Raw genomic sequence first — 18623 nt, 5'->3', positions numbered from 1 at the left:
ATGCCATATTCGAAAAACGGCACATGCCTAAAGTCATTTCAAGGCATTTTGGCACAAAAAAAAAGCTCTTTTTGAGTGTGCCGAAAAGCATGCTTTTGTGACACTTCCGAAGGAATTTAATGATTGGAGATTCGAATTACGAAGGGAAAAGGCGGACGGGCACGCAGAGTGCCGTTCCAACAAACCTGCGGGAAAATCATTCGCAAATATTTGGACGTACGAGGCGACTTGGAGACGGATGCCTTGTTCGTCAACATGGAAAACGAACAAATCAGTACATGAGCCTTGCAGGACAAAATGCAGGCCTATGGTAACGTGGCGGACATTACCGGCGTCAGAGTCTCTCCACATAAGTTCCGGCATACGATGGCGAAGTTTTATATTCTGAACGGCGGCGACCCATTTACTCTCAGACGTATTCTGGGACATGCCTCGCTGAAAATGGTCGATTATTATGTGGAATTGTTCAGCAGCGATATTAAGCAGCAGCATAAGAAGTTTAGTCCCGTGGAAAACATGAAACGCATACTTTAACTTACATCTTGAAGGAGGCGCGCGGACGCAGGCGAATGTTGTGTTCGCTGGCGATCACGGCGGGGGTCGTGCTGCTGGGGGTATGGGGCGGTGTGTAACGGAAAGGGAATGTCTGGAATCCTGGTGAAAAATGAAAGCGAAGCTAACTCAGCCATGAGGCCGAGGCGCTCTGGCGAGCAGCCTCGGCAACCCTGGAAGTGATAGACTCTTCAAACAAGCATGTTATTGACGATCAAGTTTGTAGCTGCTCCATCATTCACGATATCCCCCGATGCATTGCCGGAGCAGTGGTTTTCCGAGATGATGCTATGATCGGCAGTGCTGGCGAGCCTGATGCCCAGATTCCTATTGTTGCGAAGGAAATTGCGGGAGACGATCCAATCCACGCTCACCCCCTCGATCCCGGAAGAAGCCGAGTCCTTTATCTCGCAGTTGACAATCGTGATTTGCTTGGCACTAGTGGAATTGGCCTGAATCCCATGTCCGGCAGCATTGCGGATCGTAACACGGTCCAGCGTAATCCGCTCGTTGTACCCGGATACAAGGCCAATCCCGCTTGACGAGCTGTCTAAAATCCACGCATCTCGTACCACTGCATCTGAAACATTATTGAATTCAAGCGAACGCACTTCAGAAGGCGTATCTGAATGCAGGACGGTCCGTGTCACCAGTAGATGAGCAACGCTTCGGAATACCATGCTTTTACACTCTATACGGTCGAGTGCGACATTCGTAATCGCTGCCTCATTAGCCAGCCCGATATCGAAGTCATCCAGGATGACATTGGTGAGCGTGATGGATCGGATGATCGAGTTATTACGGCCCGCAATCCGAAAGGATTCATAACGATTGCCGGTAATCACCGAATCCGAGAGATGAATGTTCTCGCATGTGGCCCCCCTGCGAATGCCAACGACAAAACCTCGGCCCTGATTATTGATGAACTGGCAAGCGTTAAAGCTGACGTTGCGTACTTCCTCGGTAGCCTGATTTGGCTCAAGATCCACGCCTGATTGCGGATCTGTGCCATTTGTGTTTTGAAAAATACAATGGTCAGCACGGAAGTCCGTACAAGAGATAAGGCTCATTCCTTGGCGGCGGTTATTGTCGGATACGATGCGTACAAGCGTAATTTTAGCCGCTGAGCGAATATACAAGCCGTCCCCCCAACAGTCGCGGATCTGTGTATCGACTATCGTTAACTGGCTGCTGTTCATGACAAGAAAGCCGTGTCCCCACTCTCCCTGGGTATCCAAATGCTCATACCGCTCGCCTACCAATTGAGCGCCGCTAATGCGAACCCGTTCGCAATCAATGATGGATACGATCGAATAATACATGCTGCCGGTGGGAATCGCTTTAAACACAGCCCCGGAGTCAAATTGCAAATGCACGCCGCTTTTCATAATGACGCCGCCAGGTGCAGTGTTGCTTGTTTTGGCCGCGGCGATGTTGTAAGTTCCTCGCGGCACGTACAGCGTACCGCCTCCTGAAGCGCTTACATTCTGGATAGCCGCATTGATGCTTGCAGTGTCGTCCGCAACCCCGTCTCCTACAGCGCCAAAATCCTTCACACTGACCCGTTCCCTTAGCCTGTCGCCGACACTGCGCCCCTGCAACGATGTCTCGTACTTGTAAGTGAGATTGTCTGCGCTATGTGGCCCGCCACCGCCGTACACCGAATGAGCCACAGATGCCCTTACGGAGTTGACCGGCAATATTGCTCCAGATAACATCGCAGCCGCTCCTGTTATGCCAAGTGACGCTAATAGCTTACGACGACTGACGGTCCTGGAATGAAAGCTCTTCTGCGCAGTTCTGACAGCTTCCTCATTGTCCAGTTGGTTGTTGATCTCACTGTTCATATACATCCTCCTTGTTTTATGTTGCTGGAAAATCACGCCGCCCTTTTCCTTGCGGGTAATGGCTTGCCGGTCGAGAATGACGGCTAACCCGGCAACAAGCCATCTTGCGATCGCTAACCCCTACATCTATCTAAAAATCGCACCCTCGACGCTTATTTCCCCAGTCGCGCTGCCCGTTCGGCGATCGCCTTGTTGATCGCCTCGTCCGCTTGTCGCAGCGCGGTGTTGGAGTCTATGAAGCCTTCTACGACAGCGGTCAGCGCCGCGTCGATAGCCGGAAACACCAAATCATTGTTCGGATGAGGCGGCACCGGATCGGCAAACCGGCTTTTGAATACCGCTTTCGTGTTTTTACCTTGCATCGATTTCATCGTGTGGCCGTACATTTCTTTGATCGCCTGGTCTTGAAGTGCGGTGTAGCGGCCGAAGTCGGTGATCTTTTTCTGAATCTCCGCCGAAACGAGCAATTCCATCACCTGAAGAGCGCAATGAATCCCGGTTCGCTTCATGCGCCTGCCTCGACCTTCACAAAACGGAGGTCTGCAGGGCAAAAGCGGACGTCCTAGGCTTGTTTCGTCAGTTTCCGCCGGTCATCGCCTGCTGAATTTTCTTGTTCGCCGACTCTTCCGCTTCCCGCAGTGACGTGTTGATATCTTTACCTTCGGCAAACAGTTGGTCGAACGCGCTGTCTAGAGCTTTATCCGCGATGCCCTGATACTTGTTGACCGGATAAGAAGCGGCCGGTGGGGCGGAAACCATCGCTTTCAGATTGCGGCTGGCGTACTGGGGTACTCCTTTGCCGAGCAGCTCCTTGTACCCCGATCCTTTCAAAGATGGATTGTAGCCCTGCTCCGCCTGCGCCCGCTGGTATTCCTCCGAGGCGAGAAAAGAGGCGGCCAGAAATGCCTGCTCGCGGTTTTGGCTTACGCTCGTCAGATTGAAATAATAATTGAGCATGCCCGAACCGACGCCCTTCTGTTCCTTGAGCTCCGGGTAAGGCGCAACATCCCAGTTGATCTTCGTGTCGAGTATATATTTCGCATCCGGTACGAACATGCTCGCATACATGGCGGCCCGGCCTTCGATCCAAAATGTGTTAGAAACGTTATTAGGGGTGATGTACGGATTGTTGGCGAGCTGGTAGAATTGCTGAAGTGTTTGGAAAATGCTTTTCCAATTGTTGTTGTTGAGCAGCGTCTTGTTGCCGACCGGGTCGACATAGCCTTGCGACAACTGATTCATCAGGAATACATGGCGCGGATAGACGAGAAAGCCTTGGTAAACGGTGCCGCCGTCCACTCTCGAAAGCTTCTTGGCCGTCTCCAGCATGTCGTCCCAGGTCATGTTCGCCTTCGGGTAAGGTACACCGTATTTATCGAACAGCTCCTTGTTGTAGAACAGCGCCGTAGTCCGCGACTCGTAGGGCAGCCCCATAATACCGCCTCCCCCAAGCTGGCGCATCTCTTCCAGCACGACCGGCTCGATCGTATTCAAATCGTACTTGTACGTTTTGATCAGATCGGAAATGTCGGTTTGCAGCTTCAGGTCGTACATCAGCTCGAACGTATTCGCCCGATGGCTTTGGATCAGGTCGATATTGACGCCCTGGGCGAGCAGCTCCGACAAGGAGGAGCCTTTAGTCGGCACGTGCAGTTTGAACGAAATGTTCGGGTATTTTTTCTTAATAGCATTTCCGTAGAAAACCATGAACTGCTCCAGCGTATAGCTGCCCGAATGAATGTACACATCCAGCTCGACCGGCTCGCTTAACAGCTTCGCTAACGATGCGCTGTCGGCTAGGTCTGTCCCATCGCCCTTTCCTTCATCCGCGGCTTTCCCGCCCGAGCCGAAGTCGCATCCTGCCGCAAGCAGCAAGGCCAGAGCCCCCGCGACGCCCTTCCATCTCCCGTATCTCATGGTCTGTCCCCCCCTTGAAATTTGAACCGTTCGCACCAGCCGACGATAGCCGTTTCCCGGAAATACCGCCAATCTCCGTGCGGGCATTCGTCTTCGCCATCCCGCGTCTCCGTGTCGATTCGGATATTCTCGACGCAATTGCCGCGTGCCCGAAGCTTACGGGCAAAGGCGACCGCGTGCCGCTCCATCGGCAACACCCGGTCCATCCCCGACCAGATGAGCAGCGTCGGCGGGAACGCTTTGACCGGGATGCAATCGCCGGACCATACCGGACCGCACGGGTCAAATGTGGCCGCTTTACCGGCATACTCTTCCGGATCGTCGGACTCGATCGCATACGCCCGCTTGACTGCTTGACGATGCGTGAACGCATGGGCGTCCGCCAATTTGCACAGCGGATACAAGCCGACGATAGCCGCTACGGCGCGCGGCCCGATGCGTTCGATCACGTTCAGCGTTGTCATAAAGCCGTTGGAGACGCCCATAATGAAAGCGCTCTCTAAAACGTTGTAACGGGCTTGCATATGTCGGTAAAAGGCTGCGCAGGCGGACGCGCACCGCTCGTTGCCGAATAACCCGTCGCCTCCGTTTTGCGCACCGCACACGACATATCCTTTGGCCAGAAACGACTCTATCAGCGGACTCGAATAGCGCCGAAAGCCGCGCGCTCCGCTGTCCAAGTAGATGCCGTTATTTTGCGGATCGACGCCGTACTGGGTTTTGCCCGAGAAGTTTGCAGTTCGCTCCGTCCCGTCCATCCTCCAGCCGTTGCCATGGTTGCACAGAAGAAGCGGATGCGGAGCTCCGTTCGGATCGTAGCCGGGAGGAAGGCGGACGAAGCACCAGTCTTCGTCCCCATCCGCTTCGGCCGCTCCGCATTCCCGGCTTCTCCCGCCGAGCCGGTACACGCGAACATCCCCCGTTTCCATTACTCGAACGCCCCCGTCAACTCGCCCCAATCGAAAGACAGCCAGACAATATCCGGCATATCGGCGACGGTCGTCGGCACATAAGTGATGACGTGGAACAAAGGGCGGCCGTCCCGCTCGGTCATGAAGCTTTCCGCGTAATAGGAATGGCCTGCGGCGTATTCGTTTGCGTCCAGCTGCACGCTCCCTCCGACCTCCAGCGTCGCCGGGTCGAACCGGTACAGCCGCAGCGTCCCCGCCTTCTCCCCTTTGGCGATGTTGCGGCACAGCAAAAACGTCTGTCCGTCCCGGACGAACAGCTTCGGTCTGCCGACGTGTCCTATCGAATCATACTGCGCGGACAACTCCCTATCGGCAAGCCGTCTGAACGTTTTGTCCGTGCGGTACGCTTTCGTCGTCCGGTCGTCTCCCCGGGCCACAATGACGAAGCCTTCGTCAAACGGAAGCAGCGAGCTTTCGTTGAACGCGTACGCAAATTCCTCATTCAAATTGCGGATATGGGTCCAACTTCGGCCGTGATCGTCCGTCCACACGGCGTGAACCGCACGAATCCCGCCGGCCAGCTCGGGAAACGACATGGCGAGCATGACGGCCGAACGGCTTCCGTCCGCCTTGCTTCCGCTCCCCTCCACGACTGCATCGTCAAACGTGTAACCGATGCCGAAATCGCCGACTTGCGGAAACCACCCTTCGTCATGAAAGGTGACGCCGTCGTCGGTCGAGCGATACACCCGCAGGCCGGTTCTCGCCTTCGTCCACCCCGGTTTTTGGATGTCATCATACAGGACGATGCTGCCGTCCGGCATGCGCGTAAGCTCCGGGTTTTGGTGAATCCACCCCGGCGTACGGTCGACGGTCCGCTTGGACACAATCTCGCCCGATGCCGGATCGAGGACAAGCGTATCCAGCGACGCTTCTGGATCGAGCATATGCTTAACCCCGTTTTTGTAAGCGATCAAAATCGTGCCGTCATGGCGCCGTAAAAGAGAAGGGAAGGCGTAGTATCGCGGTTGCCCGCAACCGGTATTGCCAACCAGCACTTTCCGTTGTTTGTTCAATCGCTGCAAAACGTTTCACCTCCGTATGTCGCATTTGGCCGCGTAATGCGTAATTTTTTCGTACAGCCGCTTCACGGCAGGAGCATCTTCTTCCTTTAGCGAAGGCAGTGGACGCCGCGGGTTGCCACAATCTACCCCGCGCAGCCGAATAATTTCCTTGACGGCCGCGAACAACCCGATCGAGCGGATTTCGGTAATGATATCGTTGACGATAAACTGCCAGCTCTGCGCCTCGGCGATGTTTCCGCTCCGGAATTCGCGCTCCATCTGCAGAAACAGCTCAGGCATCGCGCCGTACGTTCCCCCGATTCCCGCATCGGCCCCCATCATCCGTCCGGCTACGTATTGCTGGTCAGGACCGTTGAAGACGAGGAAACGATTGCCTCCGGCCGCCTTGAACTGCTGCATCTCATACGTATCGAACGTCGTCATCTTGATGCCGAGCAGACGCTTGTCACGCAGCATGTCTTTCAGCATCTCGACGCTCATATGGAAGCCGGTTGCGGCCGGAATATAGTAGATGATGAAAGGCAGTCCGCTGTTGTCCATAATCGTCCGCCAATAGTCCTCGACAGCCTCCTGCGTATAGCTGTAGTAGAACGGCGGAATCGACGATACCGCGTCGGCTCCGGCTCGTTCTGCATGCTTAGCCAACACGACTGCCGCTTCCGTCGAAGCGGCCCCGACATGGACGGTTACCGTCGCCTCTCCCCTGCACTCCTCCATAACGGCTTCCAGCGTAGTCATACGCTCCTCGACGCTTTGCAGTATCCCTTCGCCGGTTCCGCCTCCGACGTATAACCCCTTGATCCCCTTGTCAAGCAGAAAGCGCGTTAATCTTCTTACAGTGTGCGGATCGATTTGCCCGGCCGCATCGTAGCAGGCAACCATCGCTACATGGATACCGGAAAATCGGCTGTCGATGTTGGATGTCATCTTAGAGCCTCCGTTAATCGTTGTTTTAATAGTCATATCATAATATAATATTTCATATTATGCAATATAATTTTATTTATTGCACATTAAGATTTCATTATCCAATCACTATACGATATGAACAATTACATTTCACTCTACACGAACGTTCTGTCCATCATCCGAAAAGGCGGAACTAAGTCGGTAATCCGTTTTAGCGATATCGCTAAAAAAGACCTGCAGGAGTATCTCAAGATCCGGAAAAAGAGATATAAGCCGGTCACAACAACCAACGCCTTATTCCTCCCCTCCCCAGAAGCGATTAACTGGAAAGAAGGGAGATTATCCGTAAGAGCGATTCAAAAGCTGGTTGAAAAATACGCCCACGCTTTCGGGAGGCCGCTGAAGAACTTACGTTTTTTCTTCAGCAGTGCCTCGCTGGACGTAAAAAAGACATCCATTCCCATATTTTTGGGGGTAGAATGTCTTTTTTGTGTTTTAAATGGGTCTATTCGCTTTGTGTTTCAATCGATCAGTTTCAATATCCGCTTAAGATTTACAGCGAATATGGTCATTGCTCCTTGCATCTCCATGCCAAGCAGACCCGAGGATGTGGCTACATCATACCCGTGTCCATGTTTGAGTTCGCTGTTCTTTGCTTCAATTTTGTAGCGTTCCTGGATTTTTCCTTAAAGTATCCCGTCTCTGGAATGCCATTTGTTCCGTGTGTTCATCAGATTTAATACTTACAGAATAGCTCTTGCTTTTGGCGTCTTCTTTGTCCCTCCTTGAGCGGACAACGTTTGCATCGCTCCACATCAAAGTAATAGGTGTCCACTTGGTTTTTACCGACGCCTTTCTTGCCTTGCCGAGCTTTACAGATCGCCATTTGGCCAGCCGGGCATACGTACATGCTGGCATCTTTGTTGAACAAAAACTCGTCCTCTTTCTTGCGGCCGCCTTGCGTGATGAGTGGATTGAGCTTGGCTACCAGTTCAATCTCATTGTTATTCGTGTACGAAATATTATCCTTTTCGGAGTAGGCAGTATCACCAATGACGGTTTTAACCTGCATGCCCGCTGCTTTGCTTTTTTCGATGAGCGTCTGCAACTGTTTTCCGTCATTCTTCTCGCCCGTTGTAATGACAGCCGCTGTAATAATGCGCTCCTCGGTCATCGCCAGATGTGTTTTGTATCCAAAGAAAGCAGAGTCTGCGCTCTTATGCCCCACACGCGCATCCGAATCCGCCGTTAGGCGAAGCTGCTCGACGTCATCCGCTACGGTCTCTTTCAGCAGGTTAAGCGGCTCTAGAATTTTCGGCACTTGTGCAATCCCGGATTCGGTTTCGATAAAGGCGACGAGCTTCTGGCAGTACTGGATTTCATCTTGGAGTACGTTGGTTGTGTTTTTTGCTGGCATTTTGACTTTAATCGATTCATCCATGGTGTAAACGGCTTTACGTAATTTCCGCGCTCGATCTTGCAGAATTTCTTGCGGCGATTTCTGGTTGTAGCGCGCTTTCGTATGCGTAGTGTCGACGATGATGGAGTTGCTCTTCAGGATATTCTGCTCGATGGCAAGAGCTACGGTCTTACCAATGAGCATGTCCAATAGGTTCATGTCTTTCAACCGCAGTTTACGGAATTTCGTCAGGGAGCTCGGGTCGATTACCGGGTCCTCCGGTGCCATTCCGAGGAAGTATTTGAACGACAAGTCATACTTTGAGCGTTCGACAATGTCTATGTCAGACAGTTCAAAGATGGCTTTCAGTAGCAAGTATTTAAACATGCAAATGGGATCAATTGCGTTACGTCCATTGTCCAGACAATATTTTGCTTCCAGTTCTTCGTATATGAAGGTGAGGTCCACCATTGATTTGACGGGGCATATTGTCCTTCGGCACGACAATGTCATACAGCGCTGCATAAGGACTCAGAACTAAGGTTTGTTGTTGCCGAATCATCCGCTCTCATCCGCTCTCACCCGCTTTTCGTGATGACTCAATTATACGGCAAAAAAGGTACAACCTCTTCAACTTTCTTGAAGGACTGTACCTTTTTCTAAGTGACGGACTTTTTCAGCGGCCTCCGCTTTCGGGCGCCCGGCTTTATCGGTCCATAAATTGCACCATAGTTTCGCAACCCGGCACGTCCCGGCACTTTCTTATATAACGTCTCCGTTAGCCATACATGCAGCGCAAGAGCGGCGCTGCACACCACAGAGGATGAAAATGGGTCCCCGTGTCGATACTGTTTGTACGGCTGGCGAAGAAGGTCGATAAGCTATGGTGCCATAGAGCCCAACCGTTAGTCTGACTCCGACCACCACGATGCATCACAGAATGTCGCACCCTATATGGGTAGCACTCATGGGAGATTAATCCTTTTTTGGTTGTTGCACCAGCCCTGCCTTAATTTGTTGTCAGTGATCGCGTTTGCTAGAAACAGATTTAACAATCTCTATATGATTGCTTACGAGGCTCAGCCTTTTTAAAAAAGTGTTATTCTGGGTCTGTTTTCTTACGCTCTTTTACTGGTTTTGAGCTAATTTTATTTTCATGGGAGCTTAATGGATTGACCTTTTCAATGACATTCGCGGCCATCCCCTCGAGAACCCCCAAAAGTAAAAACACTTTACAGAAGGGACATTCTGTAAAGTGTTTTGGACCTATCCTATGCCTTCTGATCATGAAAAGGTCGTTAAATCAGATGGCGGAATTGCGATTATGGACTACCTTCTCAACCCTAGTGCATAGCTCATCTATGTAATAGAAATCTTTCGTTATTAATTTTGTGCTTCGTACTAGAACGTTTTTGACTATAGCTAAAAACCATATCGTTAGTCCGGCTCAAGCGGCTGTGAATGGAACTGCCCGGGCATTATTCCCACGTATTTCCGGAACGTATGGCAAAATTCGAGCAGTTGGAAAAACCTGAACGTTCGCTTACCTTCTACACGGACAAGGTCGTTGTCTGCAACAGCTGCGAGGCGTGCTTCAGTCTCCTGACGGAACCCCTGCCGCATGCACCGAGACATTAACCTGGCACGAGGACAGCTGGGAACAGAAACATATCGCCGATACCATGGGTACGGCTTTCTACGTTTCATCCAAACTCCACCGGTTCCTCCTCCACCACCGCAACGGCCCGAACCGGGGACCCGTCGCCACCGGCGATACGTAAAGGAAACCCGTAAAACATAAAGTCGGTTCCGGCAGGAAGACGCTCCAATCCTTGCAGCCCCGTATAGGTCACGATGCCGATAGCGAGCAGCGCCCGCTCCAGCTGTTCAGACAATTCGCCGCCGACGAACGGCGGTTGCAGCGCAGCGAGCCGGTCCAAGCATTCCAGTCCTACGGCTTCGGCAAAAAACAGCCCCCGGCCTCCCGGCCAAGCAGCGTCTTCAATCCGCACTACACGCGATGCCCCGAAAAATCGCTCCAACGGCAATTCGTCTAATGTCTCGGCACCGGGGTGCATATGGGAAGGCGCGTCCACATGCGTGCCGGTATGGCTGCCCATCGAAAGCTGCCGCAGCTCCCAGTTATGGCGCTCGTAGGTGTGCGCGATCTTGACTTTTACCTCCGGATCGCCGGGATAGACGGGCATGCCGTCCGTTATCGGTAACGACAAATCGATCACTCTCACTTGGGCGTCCCCTTCCTGAACATCCTATCCTTCCTGACGAAAAAACCTCTGAATCCTCGCGTTTGGAAAACCGGTGACCGAAACCGTTCCATCCTGCCGGAAAGTCAGTTCCGTCTGCCGGTTGAGCAGATCGTCTAACTGGTAACGATCCGTCAGGATGTGGATGACCTGATTCACGCTCCCGCGAATACCTTCTGCAGCCGGTTTGTTCGCTTCATAGCGCCCGTCGATTAACACGTCAATGCAATCTAATGCGCCCCGCCCATTCGGAAGCTGAACGATTTCCTCCATCGTGTAGCCGCTGAATACGAGAATGGAATAACCTAGTTTCCGAAGCGCCTGAACAAGCGCCAGCAAACCTTCCGGTTGCTGAAAAGGCTCTCCGCCGCTAATGGTGACTCCTTCCACTTCAGCAGGAATGCTTGTGCAGATCTCGCCGACGCTCACTTTATTCCCGGTCCCCGCTTGGTGAGATGCGGGATTAAAGCACCCTTTGCAGCCGAGGGAGCAGCCCTGAACGTGGATGACCGCACGCAGCCCGGGACCGTTAACCAACGAATAAGGGGTGACCTCCGTATGAAGCATAAGGCAGATATCACGGTGCATAATCGGTGAATTCAGATCGCGTGGCGCCTCATCACTCATAAAACTTTTCATGTTTGCTCACATGTTCCTGCTGTGCTGCATAAAATTCCGGTTTTCGCCGCTTCTTCGTGATTTGCCCCAATGCCGTCTCAAATGGCCGGGTCGCTTCGTCGCATTCCGTGCCGTTATAGTTTTGGGCTTCAATCGAAATGGAGCCGTCGGTCCCGACCGTAATAACAATCCGCTTCATCTTACTGCCCCCATCCGCCGCTTGACGCCGCTTGTGTCAGAACCACTTTCACCGAGCCGTCCGGCATCGATTGGCGGGAGACGGAATAGCCCAGCTTGCGAGCCTCCATCGTGGCAAGAGCGACGCCGTACGTTTGCAGCAGTCGACCGCCGCCGTCTCCAATCTCTTTGGCCACATGCCCCTGGTACCAATCGGTTATAAGCGTATATTGACCATCCGGCTGCTTATTCAACACCACGTCGTACGGTCCTTTGCATATGATCACATAGTCTCCAAGTATAGCACGCCCCTGATAACCCCGCGCCTGCCCTTCCTGCACAAGTTCAAGTCCGAGTTCCTTGCACGCGATCTGCACCGCCTCGATGTTTTTGATCGTCGTTTGTAACGTTGAGAAATGCGACATCGGTTCCCCTGCCTCCTGCCTTAAAAAAACAAGCGCCTTTTATTATCGTCACCGGCTGCCTCAACCATGCCGGAGGAAGCCGGGCGAGCGTTCGTCGCCCCCCATTCCCGAATCCGCTCGATATGCGCCTTCATGATTTGCGAGAGCGGCTTGGTCGCGCGGCAAGCTTCCACAATATCGGTTGTCTGCAAATCGCGGTTGAGACTGAAGGCCCGGTACAGTCCGGACACGATCGCCTGCTCGATCTCGGCTCCTCCAAAACCGTCGCTCTCCCGGGCAAGTTGGCCCAGATCGAACGCCTCCGGATTGCGTCTGCGCTTTGTCAGATGTATGCGGAGAATATCTTTTCGTTCGACCTCGCTAGGCAGATCCACATAAAACAGTTCATCGAATCTTCCTTTCCGTAACAATTCCGGAGGCAAGGCGTTCACATTATTAGCTGTTGCAAATACAAAGACAGGCCGCGTCTTCTCCTGCATCCATGTGAGGAACGTTCCAAGCACTCGCGCAGTTACGCCTGAATCGGACGAGCCCGAACCTTGAAGTCCGGCCATCCCCTTTTCCAGTTCATCGATCCACAAAATGCAAGGCGATATCGTCTCGGCCAACTGCAGCGCCCGTCTCATCTGCTCCTCGGATTGTCCGACAAGACTGCCGAACACTTTCCCGATATCGAATCGAAGCAAGGGCAAGTTCCATGCGCTCGAGATCGCTTTGGCCGACAGGGATTTACCGCTGCCCGGCACTCCGACGACCAGCACTCCCTTCGGGTTCGGCAAACCGAACGCTTGCGCTTTCTCGGAAAAGGCCCGCTTTCGCTCGGACAACCATGACTTCAGCAAATCCAGCCCGCCGATTTCTTCGGTCGTATGATCGGCAGGAATAAACTCGAGCAAGCCCGATTTTCGAATAATATTGGATTTTTCCAGCTGGACGTCCCGGATCGACTCGATCGAAAAACTTTTGTGACGGACCAGCGACAGGGCGAACGCATTTTCCGCCTCCGCGCAAGTGAGTCCCAGCGCATTTTCCAGCAGCGCCTTCCGGTCATCCACCTGGATCGAATGCGGGACGGATTCCAGAACACTGTCCAGCACAGCGGACAACTCTTCGATCTTCGGGAGGGGAATATCGATCAGTGTTATTTCTTTTTCAATCTCAGGCGGAAGATCGACGCGGCAGGACAAAAACACAAGATGGCGGCCGCGGCTTTTGGCGATCGGGATCAGGTCTTTAATCTTCTGCAACACCTCGGGACTGCCCAGATAAAAATGGAAATTGAGCAGCACATAGAGGCTCGAATCTTCGCCATCGCGCACCGCATTCAGCGCTTCCAAAGGGTCGCTTACTTCCAGCCGTTTTCCCGTGTCTTTGCTAACCCAACCTTCTGTAATGGACCATACCTTCAGTTTCAGAGACAGTTCGCCGGCTACTTTCGTCAATTGCGTTAAAGCGCGATCTTCTTCCCATGTCCGAATCCATAACGTCGGATATCCGGCCTGAAGGTAGCTGGTGATGTGGAACATCGATGTCATTCCTTCCGCTTGTCGAATTATGTATGTTCAATCATTCCATGTGAAGCTATAATAATTATACATTCGGCTGGGCATTCCAGCCATTCCTTGTTTTCGCAAGTTCATGTTTGAGGAGGAGCATCATGGCGATACTTTCGGTGGATGATTTCAATCGTCAAGTGGCCGGGGACCTGCTACGAATTACCCGGAGCGAAACGTTCCAAAAGATTTTTGTGCGTCAAAACAGCAATTTGACCCACAGCGACTTTCAGCAGCTCAGCGAGGCGTTTACGAGTCAGCTCCAATGCAGCGGAGCGCAAGGCGAAGCTTTTCTTGTTCTGATGCTTCATTATTTAGGGATCGGCTACGAGTCTTCTCCGGCAGCGGCGCAGCCCGAGATTTCCAAAGCTACAGCTCCCCAAATCGTCGCCCCGAAGCGGGAATTTACCAAGGACGAGAAACGGGCCGCTTTCGAGGCGGCCAAGCAGGGCAAGGTCGAAACGCTCGCCGCCTTCGTGCAGCAGGGCTATGACTTGGAAACCAGGCATCGCCAGCAAAAAACCGCCCTTTTGGTGGCCGCCTCCGAAAATAAAACCGCTCTTGTCGAATATTTAATCGGTGCGGGCGCCGATGTCAACGCGGAAGACTCGGATCATCAAACGGCGCTCAGTTATGCAATCATCAACCGCAATGAGAAACTGATCGGGCTGATCCTGCCGAAATCCGGCGTCCGATCGCTGGACATCGCGCTGTATGCCTGCAACCGGAATGATGCCGATCCGGATTTGGTCCGCAAAATTGTCGAAGCGGGAGCCGATCCTTATTCGCACAAAATATGGATTCCGTCTCCCATCATACAAGCTGTCAACATGGGCAAACTTGCGATTCTGGATACCTACATTTCTTGTTTACGAAGCAAAGGCCGTCCCCCGGAACTTGGCAGTCTTATGGAAGAGCTTCTTAAATGGCACCCTAAAAACGCCGTCTATCATCTGCTGATCAAACAGGGGGCAGAGAAAACCTATCTGGATGGCACGGGACGGAATCTGATCAGCCTGGCCATCACCTATAACGATATTATGCTGGAAGACGTCACTTCCTTGGAAACCTACGTCGAGCAGGAACGTCTTGCTATGATTACGCTTCTTACACAGGAAGGCATCGATCTCAATCAGGGCGATTTTATGGGAAGAACCCCTTTGCATTACGCCGTGGGCGAAAACAACCCGACAATCGCTTCGCTCTTATTGAGATTGGGCGCAAATCCTCATCAGCAGGATGTCTATCAAAAATCGCCGCTGCAGTATGCCACCGAAAAACGCTATAAGGAGCTCGTAACGATTATGTCGGCAAATCGGGCAGGCGGAAGTGCGGTACAGGAATCTGCGCAAGGCGCCGGCCAGGCGGCGCCGACTGGTGTGGGGCGGAAGATTACTTTTGAGTAGATTGAATATATTATCTGAAACGGCGAGGTCGTATTTATCAACTGAGGAAAAATACTATAGAAGCCGCGGTAAGGAAGCTGCCGGCATCTTGTTAGAAGTGCGGATGCCGAAACAGATGAAGGGGAAGCGGGCTACTGCCTGCTCCCCTTCACCTGTATCCTCTTCAATCCCCGGTTATTAACGTATTGCAGCATCCCGGGCATTCTCTTCAATTAAGACTGAGTATGCAACATAGCCGATTCGCAGGCTTGCCAACCACTGTAACAAGCGAATACGGGCCCGACGGAGCCGGCGCGCATCCGTTGTCCTCCGGTAAAGTAGTATGCCTTCTAAGTCTTCACGTAATTATCAAGCCTTCGACAGGACCTTGCTGCCGGCAAAAGCGGCTACCGCCTCTCCCAGCAATACCCGATTGACCATATCCGCTTCTTCACTGCCCCCAGAACAGTCCAAATAATCAGGCAGCCACGGCCCTCCCAATACTAGCCCTTTGCTGTGCGTGGCGAGCATATGCCGCGAAGTCAGACGTTGCGGCTTCCGGCTTCGACCTCGTTCCGACGAAGGCGCGGCCTGCATCAGTTGACCGATAACCTCCCCTTCCGTCCCCGCCTCGACCGATAGACGTAAACCGGGCTGCGCCCACTCCTCTTCCGCCAAAAAGTACAGCTTCGCCGATTCGCATCCATGCTCGCCCCGAATGAGGGTCAGCACTTCCAGCAGTGCCGTGTGAAACTCCAAATCGCGGCTCTGCAAGTTTTCGCCCTTTAGCGGAATGTCGACGCGGCAGTGATCCTCCGATAACGGCCGGAGCGAAATAGGACGGCCGTCTGCATGCTTGATCACTCGATTGCCGGACAACACGGCGTCATGCAGCAAACAGGAGCGCCAGACTGGTCTGGACACCGCCATCCGTATGCGCGGGTCGATCAACCGGCCGGAATCGTCCGTCTCCACCACGAGCGGCGCTAGAAGGCGAACGTAACCTTCCTTCGTCCCGACAACCAGTCCGTCAACTTGCCCGCCGCTCTCCGTTACATTTCGCGTCCATCCATGAAACATCACATCGACATTCGCCTCCGCCACCCATCGGTCTAGCTCCAGTTCGACGGCAGGCACGTTATACCCAAATCCCTGTCGCGAGCCGAGCTTCGACGCTTTTGCAATATCCGCCGCGTAGCTTGAAGAGATCGACTTGTCTGCCGATGACAATCCTAGGATTCGCCGGGCGCGCACCAGTTCCCAGCCTAATGTACTGCGCCGTTCCACAAGCGCCACCCGCTTGCCGGAACGCCCCAGGGCGACCGCGCACGTTACTCCGGACAACCCGCCGCCGGAAACGATTGCATCGTATTCCCCATAGACAGGAAGCTCCTCGATTCTCGCTCGATTCATGCCCGTTTCACCGCCTCGATATCGTTGATAAAGGTTCGGCTTGCTAACCGCTCCAGCAAGACACGGGCCATATTGCGGGCATAAAGGCGCCGGTCGTGCAAGTAGCTTTCCAAAAGCGCGCCCCCTTTTCGTTCCCCCAGTATGCAAAGCGCATATGCGCCCGTCATTTCAATATTCCAGCGAATAGACACTTCCTTCTGCACATCGGCCATCCCCCCGCCGGAAACCCAATCGTCTCCGAGCTCCGGCAGGGTTAAGCAGCTCTTCGATCGCGCGAACCGCCTTAAGCTGTTCTGCAGGGAGTAACCGGTCGGCCACTTCGATTACATAGTGGAGCACATGCAGAATTTCGGCATAAGCCGTTAGCCGTACAGCCGGCTTCGCGGGCGGCAGACGGTCCAGCAAAACAGCCGCGCAGGAAGGCTCCCTCAACATTTGCAGCCCGAGCAGGCAAGCGATCCAGCGCGGCGGAACCCGCGCCTCAACCCCGGGTAGTCCGTCTTCGTCGCGATCGATCACGGAGCGAATCAATTCCGGTACGCCGCTGCGGTCGCCTAACAGCGCAAGGGCAAGGGCAATACCTCTGCGCGGAAAGCCTTGAGCAGCCGCAAACCGTAAACGCAAGGCCGGCAAGGCCGCATCCCCAGCCTTCCAAATCCACCACAACGCTTTTCCTTCTTCCTCTGTGCCCATGGCGTCCAGCAGCATGCTTAGACGATCGGGCTGTACGACCGCCTCCAGCGTCCATTCGCCGTCCCCTCTCTTGCTACCGGACAATGTTACCCACGGTGCGCTTGGACGGGACAGATCGCTTGCGGTAAGCACGCCTCGTTGTATAAGCCTGCGCTGCAACACGGATACATCGATTTCGCGCGGCTGCATTCCGGTACGCAAGCATAAAGCTGCCGCGGTACCGGCAACTTCCCCGGCGGCATGCATATCCGGCCAGCGATCTTCTTCACAGCTTCAATCCCATTTGGCTGCAGATTGGACAGAGCGCTTCTTTTCTTAATCCAGAACGTTATATCCGTTCCCGGCATCCCTCGACACCAAAAAAGGCATGCCCGTTAGTAGCGGACGATGCCTTTGGTTTTGCCTGCTTTCGATTATTTGGCGCTTTTCACGAGCATGTCGGCGATCAGGTCGGCCTGCCCGAGAATGGAGATCGGATCGTAATGCAGATAGGTTTTATAGTCGAGCATATGCACCTTGTTGTTTTTCACGGCCGGCAGCGTTTTCCAGATCGGGCTTTCCAGCACCGCCTTCATCTGCTCTTCGGTTGTGCCGTCGTTGATACAGATGAAAATATGATCGGCATTCGCATAAGTCGGCAGCGTCTCCATCGAGATTTCAACCAGCTGTTTGCCGCTGTCGATCGCTTCCTTCTGCACGAAGTCGGGCACCTTCATTTTCAGCATATTATAAATGACCTCGCCGCCGCGTCCGTAGTTATCGCCGAGAAACGATATTTTTTTCTCCCTGACGTTAATGAGAACGGCGGATTCGCCCTCTTTCACCGCTCCTTTCACTTTCTCGCGCACCGCTTTCGACTTCTCCTCATATTGGGCCAGCCACTGGGCGGCTTCCTTCTGCTTGCCGAACATCTCTCCCAGCAGCTTTACTTCTTCGCGGACATTATTGTAGGCCGTATACGGAATGAACACTGTCGGCGCAATCTTCGACAGCTTGTCATAATTTTCCTCCGCAAACCCGTTAATGACGATCAGGTCCGGGTCCATCGTCGCGATTTTCTCCACCGAGCCCGGCGCCCCGATATCTTCCATCTTGGCTTCCTGCTCCTTCAGGAAAGGGCTGCCCATCCACCATTCCTTGTTCGCGCCGACGACGGGGATGCCAAGCGCCGTAAGGGTACCGTGATAATAAGCGGCGACAACACGTTTCGGCTGTGCCGGAATCGTTACCTCCTCTTTGGTCGTCTTGACGGTGATCGATTGTGCGGCGCCGCCGGCCGGCTGATTAGCCGCCGGAGCCGGGACCGCTCCTGGTGTCGATTCCGTTTTCGGTGTACTGCCGCATGCGCTGCATACCGCAAGCACGGCTGCCGTCGCAGCCGTTATCCAATATTTCTTCGCAAACATGCCGTGTTTCTCTCCCCTTGATTGATAATGATAATAGTTCTCAAACCAATCATACTGATCCGGCAGTTT

The 18623-nt window shown here is 53.4% G+C and carries 18 protein-coding genes and 1 pseudogene; 3 read left to right on the top strand and 16 right to left on the bottom strand.

What is annotated here, in order from left to right:
- The first annotated feature begins 123 nt into the window (after nucleotides 1-123).
- Both PV433_RS33445 and PV433_RS33440 read left to right on the top strand, forming a co-directional pair.
- Complete coding sequence (locus PV433_RS33445; RefSeq protein ID WP_332076277.1) at nucleotides 124-282, top strand: hypothetical protein; 159 nt, start codon at nucleotides 124-126, stop codon at nucleotides 280-282.
- 15 nt (nucleotides 283-297) lie between these two features.
- Nucleotides 298-534: a site-specific integrase gene (locus PV433_RS33440; protein WP_332076276.1), complete on the top strand. Its 237-nt coding sequence runs from the start codon at nucleotides 298-300 to the stop codon at nucleotides 532-534.
- 209 nt (nucleotides 535-743) lie between these two features.
- Here PV433_RS33440 and PV433_RS33435 read toward each other — a convergent pair whose 3' ends face one another.
- From PV433_RS33435 to PV433_RS33380, 12 genes and pseudogenes are all read right to left on the bottom strand, one after another.
- The gene (locus PV433_RS33435) at nucleotides 744-2399 is read right to left on the bottom strand and encodes a right-handed parallel beta-helix repeat-containing protein (RefSeq protein ID WP_332076275.1); all 1656 of its coding nucleotides are present in this window, start codon (nucleotides 2397-2399) and stop codon (nucleotides 744-746) included.
- 152 nt (nucleotides 2400-2551) lie between these two features.
- The gene (locus PV433_RS33430) at nucleotides 2552-2908 is read right to left on the bottom strand and encodes a hypothetical protein (RefSeq protein ID WP_332076274.1); all 357 of its coding nucleotides are present in this window, start codon (nucleotides 2906-2908) and stop codon (nucleotides 2552-2554) included.
- 67 nt (nucleotides 2909-2975) lie between these two features.
- Nucleotides 2976-4316, bottom strand: a complete 1341-nt coding sequence (locus PV433_RS33425) for an ABC transporter substrate-binding protein (RefSeq protein WP_332076273.1) — start codon at nucleotides 4314-4316, stop codon at nucleotides 2976-2978.
- A complete protein-coding gene (locus PV433_RS33420) occupies nucleotides 4313-5245 on the bottom strand; it encodes a hypothetical protein (protein ID WP_332076272.1) in 933 nt (310 codons plus the stop codon). Before PV433_RS33420 ends, PV433_RS33425 begins: the two co-directional genes overlap by 4 nt.
- Entirely contained in the window at nucleotides 5245-6312 is a 1068-nt protein-coding gene (locus tag PV433_RS33415; protein ID WP_332076271.1) for a hypothetical protein, read from the bottom strand. The genes PV433_RS33420 and PV433_RS33415 overlap by 1 nt, the downstream gene beginning before the upstream one ends.
- A 6-nt stretch (nucleotides 6313-6318) precedes the next feature.
- On the bottom strand, nucleotides 6319-7239 hold the full coding sequence (locus tag PV433_RS33410) for a dihydrodipicolinate synthase family protein (protein ID WP_332076270.1): 921 nt from the start codon (nucleotides 7237-7239) through the stop codon (nucleotides 6319-6321).
- Between the two features lie 503 nt (nucleotides 7240-7742).
- Nucleotides 7743-9182, bottom strand: a pseudogene (locus tag PV433_RS33405) (IS1182 family transposase).
- Between the two features lie 1141 nt (nucleotides 9183-10323).
- Nucleotides 10324-10866, bottom strand: a complete 543-nt coding sequence (locus PV433_RS33400) for a cyclase family protein (protein WP_332076269.1) — start codon at nucleotides 10864-10866, stop codon at nucleotides 10324-10326.
- A 24-nt stretch (nucleotides 10867-10890) separates the two neighbouring features.
- Nucleotides 10891-11451, bottom strand: coding sequence for a 4Fe-4S single cluster domain-containing protein (locus tag PV433_RS33395; protein WP_332076268.1), 561 nt, complete (start codon nucleotides 11449-11451; stop codon nucleotides 10891-10893).
- Nucleotides 11452-11503: 52 nt separating this feature from the next.
- Nucleotides 11504-11701: a DUF2997 domain-containing protein gene (locus PV433_RS33390; RefSeq protein WP_332076267.1), complete on the bottom strand. Its 198-nt coding sequence runs from the start codon at nucleotides 11699-11701 to the stop codon at nucleotides 11504-11506.
- A 1-nt stretch (nucleotide 11702) separates the two neighbouring features.
- A complete protein-coding gene (locus PV433_RS33385; protein WP_332076266.1) occupies nucleotides 11703-12104 on the bottom strand; it encodes a DUF1257 domain-containing protein in 402 nt (133 codons plus the stop codon).
- A 20-nt stretch (nucleotides 12105-12124) separates the two neighbouring features.
- Nucleotides 12125-13630, bottom strand: coding sequence for an AAA family ATPase (locus PV433_RS33380; protein WP_332076265.1), 1506 nt, complete (start codon nucleotides 13628-13630; stop codon nucleotides 12125-12127).
- 131 nt (nucleotides 13631-13761) lie between these two features.
- On the opposite strand from PV433_RS33380, the gene PV433_RS33375 reads away from it, so the two are divergent.
- Nucleotides 13762-15063, top strand: a complete 1302-nt coding sequence (locus PV433_RS33375) for an ankyrin repeat domain-containing protein (RefSeq protein ID WP_332076264.1) — start codon at nucleotides 13762-13764, stop codon at nucleotides 15061-15063.
- 348 nt (nucleotides 15064-15411) lie between these two features.
- Here the strand turns inward: PV433_RS33375 and PV433_RS33370 are convergent, their stop codons facing one another.
- The 4 genes from PV433_RS33370 to PV433_RS33355 all read right to left on the bottom strand — a co-directional run bounded on the left by PV433_RS33370 (nucleotide 15412) and on the right by PV433_RS33355 (nucleotide 18554).
- Nucleotides 15412-16455, bottom strand: a complete 1044-nt coding sequence (locus PV433_RS33370) for an FAD-dependent oxidoreductase (protein WP_332076263.1) — start codon at nucleotides 16453-16455, stop codon at nucleotides 15412-15414.
- Complete coding sequence (locus PV433_RS33365; protein ID WP_332076262.1) at nucleotides 16452-16658, bottom strand: hypothetical protein; 207 nt, start codon at nucleotides 16656-16658, stop codon at nucleotides 16452-16454. Before PV433_RS33365 ends, PV433_RS33370 begins: the two co-directional genes overlap by 4 nt.
- Nucleotides 16624-17349, bottom strand: a complete 726-nt coding sequence (locus PV433_RS33360) for a hypothetical protein (RefSeq protein WP_332076261.1) — start codon at nucleotides 17347-17349, stop codon at nucleotides 16624-16626. The genes PV433_RS33365 and PV433_RS33360 overlap by 35 nt, the downstream gene beginning before the upstream one ends.
- Before the next feature lie 212 nt (nucleotides 17350-17561).
- Entirely contained in the window at nucleotides 17562-18554 is a 993-nt protein-coding gene (locus PV433_RS33355) for an ABC transporter substrate-binding protein (protein ID WP_332076260.1), read from the bottom strand.
- Nucleotides 18555-18623: the final 69 nt, after the last annotated feature.

This window comes from Paenibacillus sp. GYB004 (genome assembly GCF_036577605.1).
Lineage (GTDB): Bacteria > Bacillota > Bacilli > Paenibacillales > NBRC-103111 > Paenibacillus_AB > Paenibacillus_AB oceani.
The sequence above is the reverse complement of the archived record's forward strand: the minus strand, read 5'-3'. Positions and strand labels throughout refer to the sequence as shown.

What these genes read in the sequence shown, in the direction of transcription:
- PV433_RS33390 (WP_332076267.1), bottom strand. Translation starts at nt 11,701, where the DNA reads ATGAAGCGGATTGTTATTACGGTCGGGACCGACGGCTCCATTTCGATT.
- PV433_RS33395 (WP_332076268.1), bottom strand. Translation starts at nt 11,451, where the DNA reads ATGCTTCATACGGAGGTCACCCCTTATTCGTTGGTTAACGGTCCCGGG.
- PV433_RS33385 (WP_332076266.1), bottom strand. Translation starts at nt 12,104, where the DNA reads ATGTCGCATTTCTCAACGTTACAAACGACGATCAAAAACATCGAGGCG.
- PV433_RS33440 (WP_332076276.1), top strand. Translation starts at nt 298, where the DNA reads ATGCAGGCCTATGGTAACGTGGCGGACATTACCGGCGTCAGAGTCTCT.
- PV433_RS33380 (WP_332076265.1), bottom strand. Translation starts at nt 13,630, where the DNA reads ATGTTCCACATCACCAGCTACCTTCAGGCCGGATATCCGACGTTATGG.
- PV433_RS33435 (WP_332076275.1), bottom strand. Translation starts at nt 2,399, where the DNA reads ATGAACAGTGAGATCAACAACCAACTGGACAATGAGGAAGCTGTCAGA.
- PV433_RS33355 (WP_332076260.1), bottom strand. Translation starts at nt 18,554, where the DNA reads ATGTTTGCGAAGAAATATTGGATAACGGCTGCGACGGCAGCCGTGCTT.
- PV433_RS33425 (WP_332076273.1), bottom strand. Translation starts at nt 4,316, where the DNA reads ATGAGATACGGGAGATGGAAGGGCGTCGCGGGGGCTCTGGCCTTGCTG.
- PV433_RS33430 (WP_332076274.1), bottom strand. Translation starts at nt 2,908, where the DNA reads ATGAAGCGAACCGGGATTCATTGCGCTCTTCAGGTGATGGAATTGCTC.
- PV433_RS33410 (WP_332076270.1), bottom strand. Translation starts at nt 7,239, where the DNA reads ATGACATCCAACATCGACAGCCGATTTTCCGGTATCCATGTAGCGATG.
- PV433_RS33370 (WP_332076263.1), bottom strand. Translation starts at nt 16,455, where the DNA reads ATGAATCGAGCGAGAATCGAGGAGCTTCCTGTCTATGGGGAATACGAT.
- PV433_RS33375 (WP_332076264.1), top strand. Translation starts at nt 13,762, where the DNA reads ATGGCGATACTTTCGGTGGATGATTTCAATCGTCAAGTGGCCGGGGAC.
- PV433_RS33420 (WP_332076272.1), bottom strand. Translation starts at nt 5,245, where the DNA reads ATGGAAACGGGGGATGTTCGCGTGTACCGGCTCGGCGGGAGAAGCCGG.